This is a genomic window from Buchnera aphidicola (Cinara splendens) (genome assembly GCF_900698975.1).
GTDB lineage: Bacteria > Pseudomonadota > Gammaproteobacteria > Enterobacterales > Enterobacteriaceae > Buchnera_F > Buchnera_F aphidicola_AI.
Window position 1 is genome coordinate 180,966 of sequence record NZ_LR217722.1, and the last position, 17,306, is coordinate 198,271.

At 24.9% G+C, this 17,306-nt stretch carries 8 protein-coding genes, 3 tRNA genes and 1 rRNA gene; 10 read left to right on the plus strand and 2 right to left on the minus strand.

The window, feature by feature from the left end:
• Positions 1-15 precede the first annotated feature (15 nt).
• The 3 genes from bamA (at position 16) to dnaE (ending at position 6,792) form a co-directional block, all read left to right on the plus strand.
• Positions 16-2,445, plus strand: coding sequence for an outer membrane protein assembly factor BamA (gene bamA, locus BUCISPPA3004_RS00770; RefSeq protein ID WP_154048849.1), 2,430 nt, complete (start codon positions 16-18; stop codon positions 2,443-2,445).
• Between the two features lie 76 nt (positions 2,446-2,521).
• Positions 2,522-2,980: a 3-hydroxyacyl-ACP dehydratase FabZ gene (fabZ, locus tag BUCISPPA3004_RS00775; RefSeq protein ID WP_154048850.1), complete on the plus strand. Its 459-nt coding sequence runs from the start codon at positions 2,522-2,524 to the stop codon at positions 2,978-2,980.
• 290 nt (positions 2,981-3,270) lie between these two features.
• Positions 3,271-6,792, plus strand: coding sequence for a DNA polymerase III subunit alpha (gene dnaE, locus BUCISPPA3004_RS00780; protein WP_154048851.1), 3,522 nt, complete (start codon positions 3,271-3,273; stop codon positions 6,790-6,792).
• A gap of 113 nt (positions 6,793-6,905) precedes the next feature.
• Here dnaE and proS read toward each other — a convergent pair whose 3' ends face one another.
• A complete protein-coding gene (gene proS / locus BUCISPPA3004_RS00785; protein WP_172598685.1) occupies positions 6,906-8,516 on the minus strand; it encodes a proline--tRNA ligase in 1,611 nt (536 codons plus the stop codon).
• A 479-nt stretch (positions 8,517-8,995) separates the two neighbouring features.
• On the opposite strand from proS, the gene BUCISPPA3004_RS00790 reads away from it, so the two are divergent.
• Positions 8,996-10,105, plus strand: a complete 1,110-nt coding sequence (locus BUCISPPA3004_RS00790) for an EscU/YscU/HrcU family type III secretion system export apparatus switch protein (RefSeq protein ID WP_154048853.1) — start codon at positions 8,996-8,998, stop codon at positions 10,103-10,105.
• Between the two features lie 38 nt (positions 10,106-10,143).
• A complete protein-coding gene (locus BUCISPPA3004_RS00795; RefSeq protein WP_154049070.1) occupies positions 10,144-12,225 on the plus strand; it encodes a flagellar biosynthesis protein FlhA in 2,082 nt (693 codons plus the stop codon).
• 27 nt (positions 12,226-12,252) lie between these two features.
• On the opposite strand, the gene argS is transcribed toward BUCISPPA3004_RS00795, so the two are convergent.
• Positions 12,253-13,968 carry an arginine--tRNA ligase gene (gene argS / locus BUCISPPA3004_RS00800; protein ID WP_154048854.1) on the minus strand — a complete coding sequence of 572 codons (1,716 nt, stop codon included), beginning with the start codon at positions 13,966-13,968 and terminating at the stop codon, positions 12,253-12,255.
• Positions 13,969-14,414: 446 nt separating this feature from the next.
• Between argS and BUCISPPA3004_RS00805 the strand changes: the two genes are divergently transcribed.
• The 5 genes from BUCISPPA3004_RS00805 to BUCISPPA3004_RS00825 all read left to right on the plus strand — a co-directional run bounded on the left by BUCISPPA3004_RS00805 (position 14,415) and on the right by BUCISPPA3004_RS00825 (position 17,238).
• Positions 14,415-15,970 (plus strand): 16S ribosomal RNA (locus tag BUCISPPA3004_RS00805).
• Between the two features lie 64 nt (positions 15,971-16,034).
• Positions 16,035-16,111: transfer RNA gene (locus BUCISPPA3004_RS00810), tRNA-Ile, on the plus strand.
• Between the two features lie 10 nt (positions 16,112-16,121).
• A tRNA-Ala gene (locus tag BUCISPPA3004_RS00815) sits at positions 16,122-16,194 on the plus strand.
• A gap of 183 nt (positions 16,195-16,377) precedes the next feature.
• The gene (gene dnaQ / locus BUCISPPA3004_RS00820; RefSeq protein WP_154048855.1) at positions 16,378-17,085 is read left to right on the plus strand and encodes a DNA polymerase III subunit epsilon; all 708 of its coding nucleotides are present in this window, start codon (positions 16,378-16,380) and stop codon (positions 17,083-17,085) included.
• 79 nt (positions 17,086-17,164) lie between these two features.
• Positions 17,165-17,238, plus strand: a tRNA-Asp gene (locus BUCISPPA3004_RS00825).
• The last annotated feature ends 68 nt before the right edge of the window (positions 17,239-17,306 follow it).

A 17,306-nucleotide genomic window follows, 5' to 3' on the forward strand; every position in this document is an offset into this window, starting at 1 on the left:
GAATATGATGCAAATATGTTATATAAAAAGTTTTTTTTTATATGTTGTATGGTATTTTCTTTTTCTGTTTCGGCTACTAAAATTCAGCATATAAAGCGTGTTTCTATATGCGGTATTAAAAATATATCGAAAAATAGTATATTACGAACATTACAATCTAATTTTTTAAAAAAAAGATCTGTAATGGATGTTTCTAATTTAATTTTATGTTTAAGAAATACTAATCGTTTTATTAAAATAAATACTACTACAGTTAATGATACTTTAATTTTATCGGTTCAAGAGTTTCCTACAATTAACAAAATTAGTTATGTTGGTGTTAATCATATCAAAAATAAAAATATAAATGTTATGTTAAAAAAATTTAATCTTATAGAAAAAGGATTTTTTTGTAGGGTTAATTGTAATAGTTTTTTTTCTATTTTGAAAAAAAAATATGAAAATAAGGGATATTTAAATGCTAAATTTAGATTGATTATAATTCGCAGAACTAATAATACAGTAAATCTAAAAATTATAGTTGATGAAGGAATTCCATCGGTTATATCTAGAATTGATATGAACGATGAAAAAAATTTTTTTAAAAAAAAAATATTTACAGACCTATCTATTTCTAAAACTAATCTTTTATGGAATTTTTTTTCTATTCATCAATATAACAGTATTAAGTTTAAAAATTTATTACGTGAATTACATTCTTTTTACATACGTAATGGATACTTAGATTTTAAAATAAAATCAGTACAGAAGTACTGTTCTACAGATAAAAAAAATATTGTAATTAAAATTAATATTTATACAGGATTACAATATTATATTAAACATGTTTGTTTACATGAATGTGATAAATTATATAATTATTCTATTATAAATCAAGTTCAAAAAAAATTATCACATTCTCTTTATTGTGAATCTACTCTTTACCAGGCAAAAATGTATTTTAAACATATTTACTTGCCATTAGGTATATCAAATACTCGTTTTTTTTTTCATTCTGAAATTAATAAAAATAATCATTCGGTATGTCTGTATGTTGGCGTGGATGTCTTAAAACCGTGCATTATTAATAATGTATATTTTTCTAGAAATTCTAATATAAGTAGTAAGTTCATAAACTGTTATACAAATCATAGTAAACACGATTTTTTTAACGAAAATTATATTATAAAATCTTGTAAAAATTTATTTAAAACCGGATTGTTTAACAGAATTCAAGTATATGTTAAACAACATGCAAATAATAGTAATAAAATTGATATTTTTTATAGTTTTAAGGTATCTACAAATACTAGAACGTTTAATGTATCAACTAACTATGGAAAAGATAGAGGTTTATTATTACAATTACTATTGTTAGATAAAAATTTAATTGGTACTGGAAGTGAATTGTATGTTAGAATTTTGAAAAATTTTGCTGATACTGATGTTAAAATTCATGTATTAAAGCCAGTAGGCTTTTTAAAGAATTTTTTTTTAAAATCTGATATGTTTTATAATTTTGTCCATAAACGTTATTTTTTTGCGCATAAATATATTGATAAATTATTTGGTTTTAGTTCTTCATTATATACTTCAAATTTAAAGCATAAAAAATTTTCTGTATCATTTGAATATGAAAAGATAAAAATTATGTGCAAAACTCCATATATTACACTATATCAGTATTTTTCATCATTGTCGGAAAAATTGCGTTTAAAACCTAACATTAGCGATTTTTTTGTTAATGATTTTTTTATTAAATACATTTTTGATTTTAATAATATTAAAGAAAAAGATTTTTTAAAAAAAGGATGTCATGTAAAACTTATAGGAAAATTTACACTACCTTTTTCCGATAATTTTTATCATAAATTATTTTTCAATGTTAATCAGTATGTTTCTTTGAAGAATATATATAATTCGATATTGCATAATTTTTTAGAATTTGGAACTGGTTTTACGTCGGGTAAATATGTTTTTCCTTTTTATGAAAATTATAAATTTTATAATAAAAAAACAAAAAGTGGATTTCAAGATAATTCAATTGGTCCAACTGCTGTATATTATGAACATAAAAATGATTTAGTTGATGGTCAAGAACATCAAAGTTCATTAAATTTATTTCCTTCTACAAAACATATAGGTGGTAATATATTAGTTCATGCTAATACAGAACTGTTATTCCCTAATATTCATATAGTAAAAAAAATATTCAATATGTTTCAAGCAGGTCTATTTTTAGATGCTGTTAATATTTGGGATACATCTAAAAACAATACTATTCCTTTATATTTAATAAGTAATGAAAATAATATTAAAAATTCTGATTCTGCACATATATCTATAGGTGCTTTTATACGTTGGATGTCTTTTTTCGGCCCTATTACATTTTACGCTTCAGCTCCTTTACATCCATATAATGCTCCCAATAATTGTTTAGATGAGTATGGTATGAATTTTTCTTAATATTTGTATAACACTTATATTAATATTTATCTTAAATATAATAAGTGTTATTTATTATATAAATAAGAGATGAGTCATGACAGATATAAAAAGTATTAAACATGTATTTAATTTAAATGATATTTTACGAATTTTACCTCATCGTTTTCCTTTTTTATTGATAGATCGAATATTAGAGTTTAAAAAAAAATTATATATTTGTGCATTGAAGAATATTACTGCAAATGATTTTTTTTTTTTTGGTCACTTTCCTAAAAAATATATTTTTCCTGGTGTATTAATAGTAGAATCAATTGCTCAATCCAGTGGATTTTTGCTTACATACTCTAAAAAAAATACTACTGTTAATAGTAAAATATGTGGTTTAACTGGAATATATGATACAAGTTTTATTAATCCAGTATATCCTGGTGACCAAATGATAATAAAATCTTGTTTTAAAAAAAAATTAAGTGGTATTTACATATTCAGCGGTATTGTTATGGTCAAAAAAAATATTGTATGTAAATCTACTATATCTTTAGCTTTTTTATAAACTGCTATATATATAAAATTATATATTAAATTAAAATTTTATATATATAGTTATTAAAAGTATAAAAAAACTAATTGTTTATCAAAAATACTACTTATTGCTAGTAAATATGTTGCTGAGTTTATATAAAATGTAATTATTTTTAATATTAGATTTGTATGATCTATCAGTTTTATATACAGAAAAATATTTTATATATATTTAATATATTTAAAATAATTACAGAAATACAATATTTATGTTATCGGAGTATATTTTAATTAACTAATATAAATAACTTTAGGTTATATATGTATTCAAAAAATTTTGTGCATCTTCGAACACATAGTGACTATTCTATGATCGATGGTATGGTAAAACCAGAACAGTTAGTACAACAAGCTAAATTAATGAATATGACATCTTTAGGTATTACTGATGTAAATAATTTACACGGTGTTATTAAGTTTTATTCATCTGCACATCGAGTAGGTATTAAACCAATTATTGGTATTGATATAATGGTTCAATCAAATATTCTCAAGAATACTATATGTCGATTAACTGTGTTAGCCGCTAATAATCAAGGCTATAAAAATATAATTGAGTTGTTATCAGAATCATATAAATTAGGATATAATGATAATTTTGGATTAGTAATTTGTATGAATCATCTATTAAAGTTTAAAAAAGGTGTATTAATTTTATCTGGAGGTATGCAAGGAGATATTGCTAAATGCATATTTAAAAATGATATAAATTTATTGAATCATTGTATTTTGTTCTATAAAAAACATTTTCCAAATAAATATTATTTAGAAATTTCTAGAATTGGTTTACCTCGAGAAGAAGAATATATTACATATATAAAACATATCTCTCATAAATATTCTTTGCCAATAATCGCTACTAACGAGGTATTATTTTTAAAAAAAAATGATTTTTATGTTCATCAAATAAAAGTAGCAATATATAAAAAAACAACTATTACTGATTTAAAATTTGTATATAAATATACAAAGGATCAGTTTTTAAAAAGTCAATATGATATAACTGAAATTTTTCATGACATTCCGGAATCAATAATTAATAGTGTTGAGCTTGCAAAACGTTGTAACGTCATTATTCCATCTGGTTCTTATTTTTTACCTGTTTTTCCTACTCGATCTATGGATCCTTATCAGTTTTTTGTACAACAATCAAGTATCGGTCTGAAATCACGTTTAATAAATTTATTTCCTGATATACACCACAGAAATATAAAAAAAAAAATATATTTTTCTAGATTAAAACATGAGTTATTAATTATAAAAAAAATGGGTTTTGTTAGTTATTTTTTGATTGTTATGGAGTTTATTCAATGGGCAAAAAATCATAATATACCAGTTGGTCCAGGTAGAGGTTCTGGTGCTGGATCTTTAGTATCATTTTCTCTTAATATTACAGAAATAGACCCATTACAATTTGATTTATTATTTGAACGATTTTTAAATCCTGATCGTGTTTCTTTACCAGATTTTGATATTGATTTTTGTATGGAAAAAAGAGATTTAGTTATTGATCATGTAATAAAAAAATATGGTCGTAATTCTGTTTCACAAATCATCACTTTTGGTACCATGGCTGCTAAAGCAGTTATTCGGGATGTAGGTAGAGTTCTTGGCTATCCTTATGGATTAATGAATAAAATTTCTAAATTAGTACCTTTAGATCCTAAAATGACTTTAAAAAAAGCATTTTCTGTACAAAAAGAATTAGTAGATTTATATAATCATAATCACGATATTAAGATATTAATTGATATAGCTAAAAAATTAGAAGGAGTTATTCGTAATATAGGTAAACATGCGGGAGGTGTTGTTATTTCTCCAACTAAAATTTCTGATTTTGTACCTATATTGTGCGATTTTCAAGGAAAGAATCAAGTAACACAATTTGATAAAAATGACATTGAATTTGTAGGTTTAGTAAAATTTGATTTTTTAGGTTTAAAGACTTTAACTATGATTGATATGGTTGTTAACATGATAAATAAAAAATATGTACGTCAAGAAAAACAAAAATTTTTTATTGGTAAAATTAATTTAAAAGATAAGAAAAGTTTTTTTTTATTGAAAAAAGCTGATACTATTTCTGTTTTTCAGTTAGAATCTTTAGGAATGAGAAATCTGATTAAACGTTTACAACCAGATTCTTTTGAAGATATTATTGCTCTAGTAGCTCTTTATAGGCCTGGACCACTACAGTCAGGAATGGTAGATAATTTTATAAATCGTAAAAATGGTACAGAAAAAATCTCGTATCCTGATCATAGATGGCAGCATAAATGTTTAAAACCTATTTTAAAATCAACATATGGAATTATTTTATATCAAGAACAAGTTATGCAAATTGCTCAAGTTTTATCAAATTTTACTCCAAGTGAAGCAGATATTTTAAGACGAGCTATGGCAAAAAAAAATCCTAAAGAAATGATGCAACAAAGACAATTATTTCAATTAGGTGCTTCAAAAAATTCTATAAATTTAAATTTGTCAACAAAGATTTTTGACTTGTTAGAAAAATTTTCTGCGTATGGTTTTAATAAATCACATTCTGCTACATATGCTTTATTAGCATATCAAACATTGTGGCTAAAAGCTAATTATTCTGCTGAATTTATGGCATCGTCTATGACATTAGATATGATGAATACTAAAAAGATAGTTAATCTAATTCATGATGCACGTCGTATGAATTTAAATATTGTTTCTCCTAATATAAATTTTAGCGACTATTTTTTTTCTGTAAATAAATTTGGAGAAATAGTGTATGGTTTAGGAGCAATTAAAGGTTTAGGAAAATCTTCTATTGATATAATTTTAAAAGAAAGAAATAAACCTGTTGGTGTTTTTTCTGATTTTTTAGATTTATGTGTTCGTTTACTTTTAAAAAAAACAACTCGTCATATTTTTGAAATATTAGTAATGTCCGGATCATGTGATTGTTTTAATAAATGTCGTGTTCAATTATTTGATAATATTGGAAAAATGATACAAATTGCTAAAAAAAAAATTTTAGCAATGAAAACTAAACAGGATGATTTATTTCATTTTAAAGATTGTTTTTCTAAGAAAATATTTATTAAAAAAAACAGAAATTTATATACATCTTTTATATATACTAATGAAATAATTTCAACGATTTTAAAGTGGGAGTATGAAATGCTGGGCTTACATCTCACTAGTCATCCTATTAAAAATTTTTTAAAAGAAATACATTATTATACTAAAGGTATAACTTTACATGATTGTTCTTTACTAAGCCAAGATAATTATATCGTTCTTATAGGAATGATTTGGTCTATAAAAATAGCATTTACTAAAAAAAAAAATAAATTTTATATTATTACTTTAGATGATTCATATAGTCGCTTAGATGTAATTTATTTTGATAATATTAATAATATTATGGATCAATTTTTTTGTAAAAAAAATACCATTGTAGTGGTGACCGGAAAATTATCACATGATTCTTTTACTAATCGATCACGTTTTTTAGTAAAAACAATTTGTAATATTGAACAATATAGAGAAAGAAAGATGTATAATATTAAAATATATATAAATAATAATACTACTGAATATAAAGATATTTTAGATAATTTATATAATTATTTGTCAAATAATATTCTTTCTGGACGCGTGTCATTAACTTTTATTGTATCATCGCAATTATGTATACAACATAAATTATTTAATCACATTTATTACATATATCCTGACAATAATTTTTTAAATTATTTAAAATTATTCCAAGATTATATAACTATTAAATTAAATTTTTATAAATAATATATTTATTACATTACAGTTATAGTTAATTTTAATAATAAATATTATTTATATTTAATTTAAATTAATTTATTATTAAAATATTGTTCTACTTTTTTGGAAATTATAAAAACTTATAAAATTTTTTTTATAAAATTAAATAGTTGATTAATAGGAATTCTTTTTTTTAAGTTGGTTTTTCTAAAATAAAATTCAATTTTTTGAACTTTTAATGTATTAGCACTAATAATTATTCCATAAGGAATACCGATTAAATTCATATCAGCAAACATTTTCCCTAAGTATTCCTGCCTGTTATCTAATAATACATCAATTTTTTTATGTATTAATTTTTTATAAATATGTTTTGCTGTATCTTTTATTTTTTTGTTTTTATGCATGTTAATCGGAATAATAAAGATTTGAAAAGGAGTGATACAGTCAGGCCAAATTATTCCATTATTATCGTGATTTTGTTCTATAACGGCAGATATAATTCGATTGATTCCAATTCCATAACAACCCATTTGTAATATTTTTTTCTTTTGTTTGTGATTAAAAAGTGAAAAATTTGTTTTTTTTGTATATTTTTTTCCAAGTTGAAAGATATGACCAATTTCAATACTATTTTTAGTATATACTTTTTCCCCTAGTAAAGAATAATAAAAATTTTTATTAATATTATTCGTAGTAATGATTTTATTAAATATTATTTTTTTTCTCCATAATAAAGGAGACATCGTTTCTTTAAACCAATCTTTTTTTAAAATAAAATAAGGTATATTTTTTATTGAAGCATCTACTATTATGAATATATTCTTGTTAGTATAAAACTTTTTATCATTCGTTAATTTATATGATAAAATCATTTTTTTAGGTTTTATTAATTTAATTGGATATGCAAGAATTTTTATATTTTCTAGATCTTTTATTTGAAGAGAATCATGTTTACGCATTAATACAACAGCTATGGAATAACGTGATTGAGTAGATTTAGTTTGTATTAAATACATTTTTATTTTATTAGGTGATGTGTGGTATTTATCAGAATGTATTGCATAATTCGATTTTTTAGAAAAAACAATTTTATCTTCTCCAATGTTAGCTATTGCATGAAATTCATGAGATGTTGATCCACCCATTGTTTTTGAATGAGTTTTGACAATTTTGAAATTAAGTTTAAATGCAGTAAATATTTGTATATAAATATTTTTTATATCTTGATATGTTTCCTTTAAAGATTTTTTATTAATATGAAAAGAATATGCATCTTTCATGAGAAATTCTATAGATCGAATAACTCCGAATCGAGGTCTAATTTCATCTCTAAATTTTCTTTGTATTTGATAAAATACAATTGGTAATTGTTTATAAGAATGGATTTCTTGATGAAAAATATGACTGATAACTTCTTCATGTGTCGGACTTAATATGTATTTTTTTTTTTTTCGATCCATTAAATGTATTAATTCTTCGCCATATAATTGTGTCCGTCCACTCTGATCCCATAATTTTTTTGGTTGTATAATAGGCGCACAAATTTCCAAATATCCGTGTTTGTTCATGATATTAGAAATAAAATTTATAATTTTCTTTACTACCCTATACCCAGTGGGTAACCATGTATATATTCCTGAAGATAACATTCGTATCATACCAGATCGTAACATTAACTGGTGACTTATAGATTCTGTATTTGCAGGTTTTTCTTTGATTGTAGAAAGTAAATATTTAGTAGCATACATAATTAATATCCTAAAAAATAAATAGATGATTAAGTATGATTGATAATCATACATATCAATATTGTATAATATATTATATACACAAAATAAATTTTTAGTAATTTTTAATAAATTTTAGAAAATAGTAATTACAATATATAAATCATATTTTTATGTGTAAAATACTATGAATTTGTAGTTTGTATATATAAATTATTTTTATATAAATAATATATAATAAATTTATTAACGTAAATATTTAAAAAATATCTTTCTAAACATATAGTGAGCACTATATGTAGATTTTATATTAATATTTTAATTTTATACTTATAAAACTATATATAATAAATGTATTTTTTTTTAAATAAAATTTAAGTAATTTAGTAAAAAGGACGCAAAAATGATTTTCATGGTGAATTTATGATAATAAATCATTTTTACTTAAAACTTGAATATATATTAAATAATATTAGTAAAATGTATATAAAGGTATATATATGAATTATAACGTAAATGAAGATAAAACTGAATCTGCTACTCCGCATAAAATTAAGCAATTTAAAAAACATGGAGAAATACCATATTTATTTGATTTAAATTCTTTTTTTATATTATCTTTTTTTTTTATATTTTTGTATATAAATAAAAAATTTATTTTTTTTTTTCTTTTAAAACTATTTATTGTAAATTTAACTTTTGATCATAAAATTATAAATTATACTAAATTATGTGATTTGGTAGTATTACCTAATTTTAAAAATTTTATTTTTCTTTTTTTGATTTTATTTACAGGAATATTATTTATATTAATTTTTTCTCCTGTTGTTTTTCAAGGATATTTCATAAGAATGGAATTCTTTAAAATTAAAATGGATTCTTTACATATTATTAATAATTTTAAAAAAAAATTTTTTTTAAATATAATTATTGATTTTTTTTGTAACATGTTAAAAATAATGATAATTATCATATTTTCGATTTTTTTTATATGGATGAATCGATTATCAATAAATCAGTTTTGTTTTGATTCGTTACTCCATGATATTTGTATTAGTTTTAATTGGTTTAATAAATATATTTTATTCATTATGACAATTATAGGTATTATTGCAATAATAGATACTAGTATAAAATATATTCAATATTGTTATAAACTTAAAATGACTGTTCAAGAAGTAAAAGATGAAAAAAAAGAATTAGAAGGAAATCCTTTAATTAAACAAAGGGTTTATACATTAATTCGGCAGTCATCTAAAAAATCTTCTATATATTCTGTTATGCAATCTAATGTAATTATTTTTAATGCAAAAAATTGTGCTGTAGCAATACATTATAATGTGAAAATTATGTCTTCTCCTCAAGTTTTATTTAAAGGTTTAGATGATTTGTCTACACAAATTATAAAAATAGCTCAGAAAAGTAATATTCCTATATTTATTTCAGATTCTATAGCAAAATACTTATACTATAACTCTTTTATTGGTCACGATATACCAATAATTTTATATCCATCAATTGCAAAAATTTTAGCATGGACTCATCAGTTAGAACGCTGGAAAAAGTATGGAGGTACGTATCCACCCGTTCCTATTGTATTTTTTCATTAATAAAAATTTTTGAGAGGAATACATTCTTGATAAGAAAAATGTTTATTTTATTAGATTTTATTAAAAAAATTAATAGTGGAGAATTATATTCCTTATCTGCTCCGATATTAATTTTAGTAATTTTATTTATGTTGATTTTACCACTACCATCTTTTTTACTAGATTTTTTATTTACTTTTAATATTGTTATTTCAATTATTATTTTAATTGTGGCTATGTTTATTACTGAAATATTGGATTTTTCTTCTTTTCCTACCATATTACTATTTTCAACTTTATTACGATTATCATTAAATATTGCTTCTACGCGTATAATTCTATTAAACGGACATACCGGTTTATTTTCCGCAGGGCATGTTATTGAATCATTTGGTTCTTTTTTAATTGGTGGAAATTTTTTTATTGGCTTAGTTATTTTTGTCATTTTAGTAATTATAAATTTTTTTGTTATTACTAAAGGTTCTGGAAGAATAGCAGAAGTAGGAGCTAGATTTATTTTAGATGCTATGCCAGGCAAACAAATGGCTATTGATGCTGATTTAAATGCTGGTTTTATTTCCAAAAAAGAAGCACAAATTAGACGTATAAATGTATATAAAGAAGCAGATTTCTACGGATCTATGGACGGAGCTAGTAAATTTATTAGAGGAGATGCTATCGCTGGCATTATAATAATGCTTGTAAACATTATCGGCGGTTTAATTGTAGGAATTTTTCAACATAACATGTTGTTTTTGCAAGCAGTAAAAATATACAGTATATTAACCGTTGGAGACGGCTTAGTAGCTCAAATTCCTTCTTTAATTATATCAATAGCTTCAGGTGTAATTTTAACACGCGTGGGTTCTGAAAAAATTAGTATTAGTAAACAGATAATTAATCAGGTTTTTAATAATTCTCAAGTTATATTTTTTAGCGGAATTATTTTTAGTATATTTGGTGTAATACCAGGAATGCCAAATTTTGTTTTTTTGTTTTTTTCTGGGAGTTTATTTATATTATCATGGTATTTATATAATCAACAATATATAAATAAAAATCTTTCTATACAATTATTATCACAAAAAAATAAAAAACTTCATTTGTCATGGAATGATATTCAATTTGAACGTTTAATAGTACTACAGTTAAATTCTCATTTTTTTCAGTCGTCATATAAAAATATGTATGATGATTTATTGTATAAGTTGCATGTTTTAAGGAAAAATATAGCTAAAAATTTTGGATTCTTGATTCCTGAAATCGATTGTATTCATAATTGTAAATTAGAAGATGGGCAATATAAAATTCTCATAAAAGGAGTAGAAGTTGAATCAGGATATGTTTTTTTTGACAAAATATTGGCTGTAAATACTAGAAAAAAAGAAATTAATATGCCAGGTATACAAGTAAAGGAACCGGTTTTTGATCTGCCTGCATTTTGGATGGATATAGCTTCTAAAGATTTAATTATAAAGAAAAAATTATTAGTAGTAGAACCTAATACTGTTATTATTACACACCTAAATAAAATTATTAGATACAATTTACATGATTTTTTTGGTTTTCAGGAAACACAACAATTTTTAGATCATGTTTCGCAAAATTTTCCAAAATTAGTTGATTATGTAGTACCAAAGATAATTTCAATAACTGTTTTACAAAAAATCTTACAAAATTTGTTACATGATAGAATATCAATTAAAGATATAAGAACAATTTTTGAGACATTAATAAAACATGGTGATGCTGTAAAAAATGATGTAAATAAGTTAACTAGTATTATTCGTATTTCTTTACGAAAATTTATTACACAAAAGTTTTTTTCAAAATCTAATAATGTTTGTGCTATTGGATTAAGCGCTGAAATAGAAAATGTTTTATTAAAAATAATTAGTAGTAAAAATAGTAAATTAGAACCTTTATTTGCAGAAAAATTAATTAAAAAAACTAAATTATCAATTATTTTTCAAAAAAAAAATAATTTACCAATGGTATTATTAGTGCATCCAAAAATTCGTGTTTTTTTAGCTAAATTATTTATTACAAGTATTCCTGAATTAACAGTTTTATCATTTTTAGAAATTTCTGAAGACCGAATAATCAAAATTGTTTATACAATCGGTAAAGATATAGTTTAATTTTATTGATGAAAAATAATTATATTTTTACATTTTTGATACAGTATTGATCCCCAATAAATATAAACCTTTTTTAATTATTCTAGCAGTTAACATAGATAGTTTTATTCGACTTAATTTGATGTGTATTTCTTGTACGAACAAGATAGAACAATTTTCATAAAATTTTGAAAATTTTCCAGAAAGATCGTATAAATAATTACACATCAAGTGTGGTGTTCCATGTTTTTCTAATTGAGATATAGTTTCTTCAAATTGTAATATCGTTAATACTAATGTTCGTTCATATGGTGTAAAAATTTTAATAGGATATAGATATAGATTATTGTATGATTGGTTTTTTTTAATAACTGATTGAATCCGCGTGTATGCATATTGTATATAAGGAGCTGTATTACCGTCTAAAGATAACATTTGATTCCAATCAAAAACATAATCAGATTTTCTATTTTTTGATAAATCGAAATATTTTATAGCTCCAATTCCAATATCATAAGCAACTGATTTTATTTCACTATCGTGCATCTGTGGATTTTTTTTTTTAATTATTTTTTCTGCTCTATGAATTCCTGTGTTTAATAAATCCAGTAATCGAATTACTTTTCCGTGACGTGTTTTAAAAGGTTTTTTATTTTTATATAAAATCATTCCAAAAGAATGATGTTCTAATATTGTATTAATATTTACATATTTTGCTTTTCTAGCTATTTCCCATATTTGTAAAAGATGTTGTGTTTGTCGTTTGTCAACGTAATAAATAATTTTATGTGCTTTTAAGATATTGCATCTATATTTTAAACAAGCAATATCTGTTGTGGTATACAAGAAAGCACCATTAGATTTCTTTATCACAACTCCCATATTTTGACCTATACGATTTTTAAATTTTTTTAGAGGAACAATAATGGATCCTTCATGATAAATGGCAATTTTTTTTTTTTTTAAATCAGAAATTATATCAGGTAACATACCATTATAAAAACTTTCTCCTCGAACATCATTGTTAGTAAGAGAAACATTTAATTTTTTATATACTTCATTGTTTTTTTGTATGGTTGATTTTACTAAAATATTCCATATTTTTAAACAATTTTGATTTTTTTTTTGTAACTTTACTACATTTTTTTGAGCTTGTTTTTTAAAAACTGGATTATTTTGATATTTTAAATATGCTTTTTGGTAAATTGATTCAATATTATTGTACGATTTATATGATTTTAATTGTAATTGAGTAATTAATATGCCAAATTGTGTACCCCAATCGCCAATATGGTTTTGTCTAATTACATTGTGTCCTAAAAATTCCATGACTCGAGCGGTTACATCGCCTAAAATAGTTGATCGTAAATGTCCTACATGCATTTCTTTGGCAATATTAGGTGAAGAATAATCAATTACAATATTTTTTGATGTTTTTTTTGAAATATTGAAGTTTTTTGAATAATACATATTATTTATACATTTATTGAGCCATGTAGATTTTAAAGTAATATTAATAAATCCTGGTGGAAGAACAGAAATTTTTTTGTATATATTTAATTTTCTCATATGATTAGAGATATGAATGGCTAAGTTATATGGAGAAAATACTGTTATTTTTTTAAATCTAATGATTCCGTTGACTTGATAATCAATTTCATTATTTTTTATATTTTTTCGAATAATAGGATCTAAATCATTTGAAATTCCATATTTTTTATATATTTTTTTTATTTTTTTTTTTAAAAATTTTTGAATATTCATACACTCACCAAAATAAATTATAATTAATATACATTAATAAAATGTTTTTGATATTTTTAATATTATACATGAAAATAATATTTAATTATTATTTTCATGTATAATATTAAAAATTCCATAAAAAAAAAAAAAAGTTTTATCTATTAGATAATAAATTTATTTTTATAAAAAAGTTTTAATGATATATGTTGTAATATATATGTATATTATATAATTCTTTACTTACATAAAATATAAATTGTTACAAGTGTCACATTTAATACAAATTAAAAATATATGTTGACTTTTTTAAAAAATAAGATAATATAGATCTTGTAAGAAAAAGCTCTTTAAAAAAATATTTCAGAAAATTTGTGTGGGCACATGAAAATTAAATGTTCAGATACAAATTATTCATTATTAATTTTAATGTAAAAAAAAATTAGTTTTGTAATAAAAGTTACACGTAAATGAAGAGTTTGATCATGGCTCAGATTGAACGCTGGCGGCAAGCCTAACACATGCAAGTTGTGCGGCAACGGAAAAATATTTATATTTTTGACGGCGAGCGGCGAACGGGTGAGTAAAATCTGGGGATCTACCTATATGAGGGGGATAACTATTGGAAACGATAGCTAATACCGCATAATGTTCAACAACCAAAGTAGGGGACTCCCTTAAATAAGGGGGCCTTGCGCATATAGATGAACCCAGACGAGATTAGCTTGATGGTAAGGTAATGGCTTACCATGGCAACGATCTCTAGCTGGTCTGAGAGGATGACCAGCCACACTGGAACTGAGACACGGTCCAGACTCCTACGGGAGGCAGCAGTGGGGAATATTGCACAATGGGCGAAAGCCTGATGCAGCTATGCCGCGTGTATGAAGAAGGCCTTCGGGTTGTAAAGTACTTTCGTCAGAGAAGAAGGTGATAACGCTAATATCGTTATTAATTGACGTTATCTGAAAAAGAAGCACCGGCTAACTCCGTGCCAGCAGCCGCGGTAATACGGAGGGTGCGAGCGTTAATCAGAATTACTGGGCGTAAAGAGCTCGTAGGTGGTTATTTAAGTCAGATGTGAAATCCCTGGGCTTAACCTAGGAACTGCATTTGAAACTGAGTAACTAGAGTTTCGTAGAGGGAGGTAGAATTCTAGGTGTAGCGGTGAAATGCGTAGATATCTGGAGGAATACCTGTGGCGAAAGCGACCTCCTGGACGAAAACTGACACTGAGGTGCGAAAGCATGGGGAGCAAACAGGATTAGATACCCTGGTAGTCCATGCTGTAAACGATGTCGACTTGGAGGCTGTATCCACAGAGAAATGGCTTCTGAAGCTAACGCATTAAGTCGACCGCCTGGGGAGTACGGTCGCAAGGCTAAAACTCAAATGAATTGACGGGGGCCCGCACAAGCGGTGGAGCATGTGGTTTAATTCGATGCAACGCGAAAAACCTTACCTGGTCTTGACATCCATAGAATTTTGTAGAAATACGGAAGTGCCTTAGGGAACTATGAGACAGGTGCTGCATGGCTGTCGTCAGCTCGTGTTGTGAAATGTTGGGTTAAGTCCCGCAACGAGCGCAACCCTTATCTTTTGTTACCATCGGTTAGGCCGGGGACTCAAGGGAGACTGCCGGTTATAAACCGGAGGAAGGTGGGGACGACGTCAAGTCATCATGGCCCTTACGACCAGGGCTACACACGTGCTACAATGGTGCATACAAAGAGAAGCAACTCTGCAAAGATAAGCAAACCTCATAAAGTGTATCGTAGTCCGGACTGGAGTCTGCAACTCGACTCCACGAAGTCGGAATCGCTAGTAATCGTGTATCAGAATGTCACGGTGAATACGTTCCCGGGCCTTGTACACACCGCCCGTCACACCATGGAAGTGAGTTGCAAAAGAAGCAGGTTTCCTAACCAAATTTTGGAGGGCGCCTACCACTTTGTGGTTCATAACTGGGGTGAAGTCGTAACAAGGTAACCGTAGGGGAACCTGCGGTTGGATCACCTCCTTAAAATATAAAACATTTAATTGAAATGTGCTCACACAAATTTTCTGATTTATTGTTTAGTAAAAACAGGCTTGTAGCTCAGCCGGTTAGAGCACACCCCTGATAAGGGTGAGGTCGGTGGTTCAAATCCACTCAGGCCTACCATAATGAAAAAGGGGCTATAGCTCAGCTGGGAGAGCGCCTGCCTTGCACGCAGGAGGTCAGCGGTTCAATCCCGCTTAGCTCCAGTATAAATATAGTTTTTACATTGTATTTTTCTTATTTGAGTTAAAAATAAATAAAATAATTAATATAAAACTGTTATTTTTTGTGTAAAAAATTTGTTTTATAGTTCATAACTATTAATCACTAAAAGTGATTAATTACATATATATTTTTTGTAAACTTATAATATTTTAAATATATTCATAATGAATTCCTTATATAATTCTAGACAAGTTATTCTCGATATAGAAACTACTGGAATGAATAAATCTGGTTGTTTATATCTTAATCATAAAATAATAGAAATTGGAATTATAGAAATTATTGATAGAAAATATACTGGTAAATATTTACATTATTATTTAAATCCAAAACGTATTGTTGAAGAAGAAGCATACAAGATTCATGGTATTTCTAATAAATTTTTATCTGATAAACCATATTTTTCTGACATTTATTTAAATATTATAAATTTTATAAAGAAATCAGAAATTATAGTACATAATTCTGTTTTTGATATCAGTTTTTTAGATTATGAATTTAGTAAATTAAATCTTAATATTAGTAAGATATGTGAATTTAGTACAATTACAGATACTTTATTTATTGCAAGAAAATTATTTCCCGGAAAAAAAAATAGTTTAGATGCTTTATGTAGTAGATATAATATTAAAAATTCAAGAAGAAATTTTCACGGAGCTTTACTAGATTCTTGGATACTTTTTAAGTTATATTTATATATGACTAGTAATCAACAAGAAATAAATTTCCGATCTAGTAGTACAAAAAAAATACTGTCACCATTAAATAGTAAATATAATAAGAATAAACCTTTAAAAATTTTACTTGCTTCTGTTTCAGAAAAAAAAACCCATCAAAAATATATAAATATGATTAATAAAAATTATATTTAAGCATATTTTTAATCATTTTTTTCTTGACTGTTTAACAAACTAAATATAAAATCTATATTGTAATTTAGTATTTATATTAGGTGCGGTAGTTCAGTTGGTTAGAATATCGGCCTGTCACGCCGGGGGTCGCGGGTTCGAATCCCGTCCGCACCGTAAAATATTATTTTGAATTAAATTTCTATTTAATATTTATTTTTATAACTTTAATAAAGTAATGATGA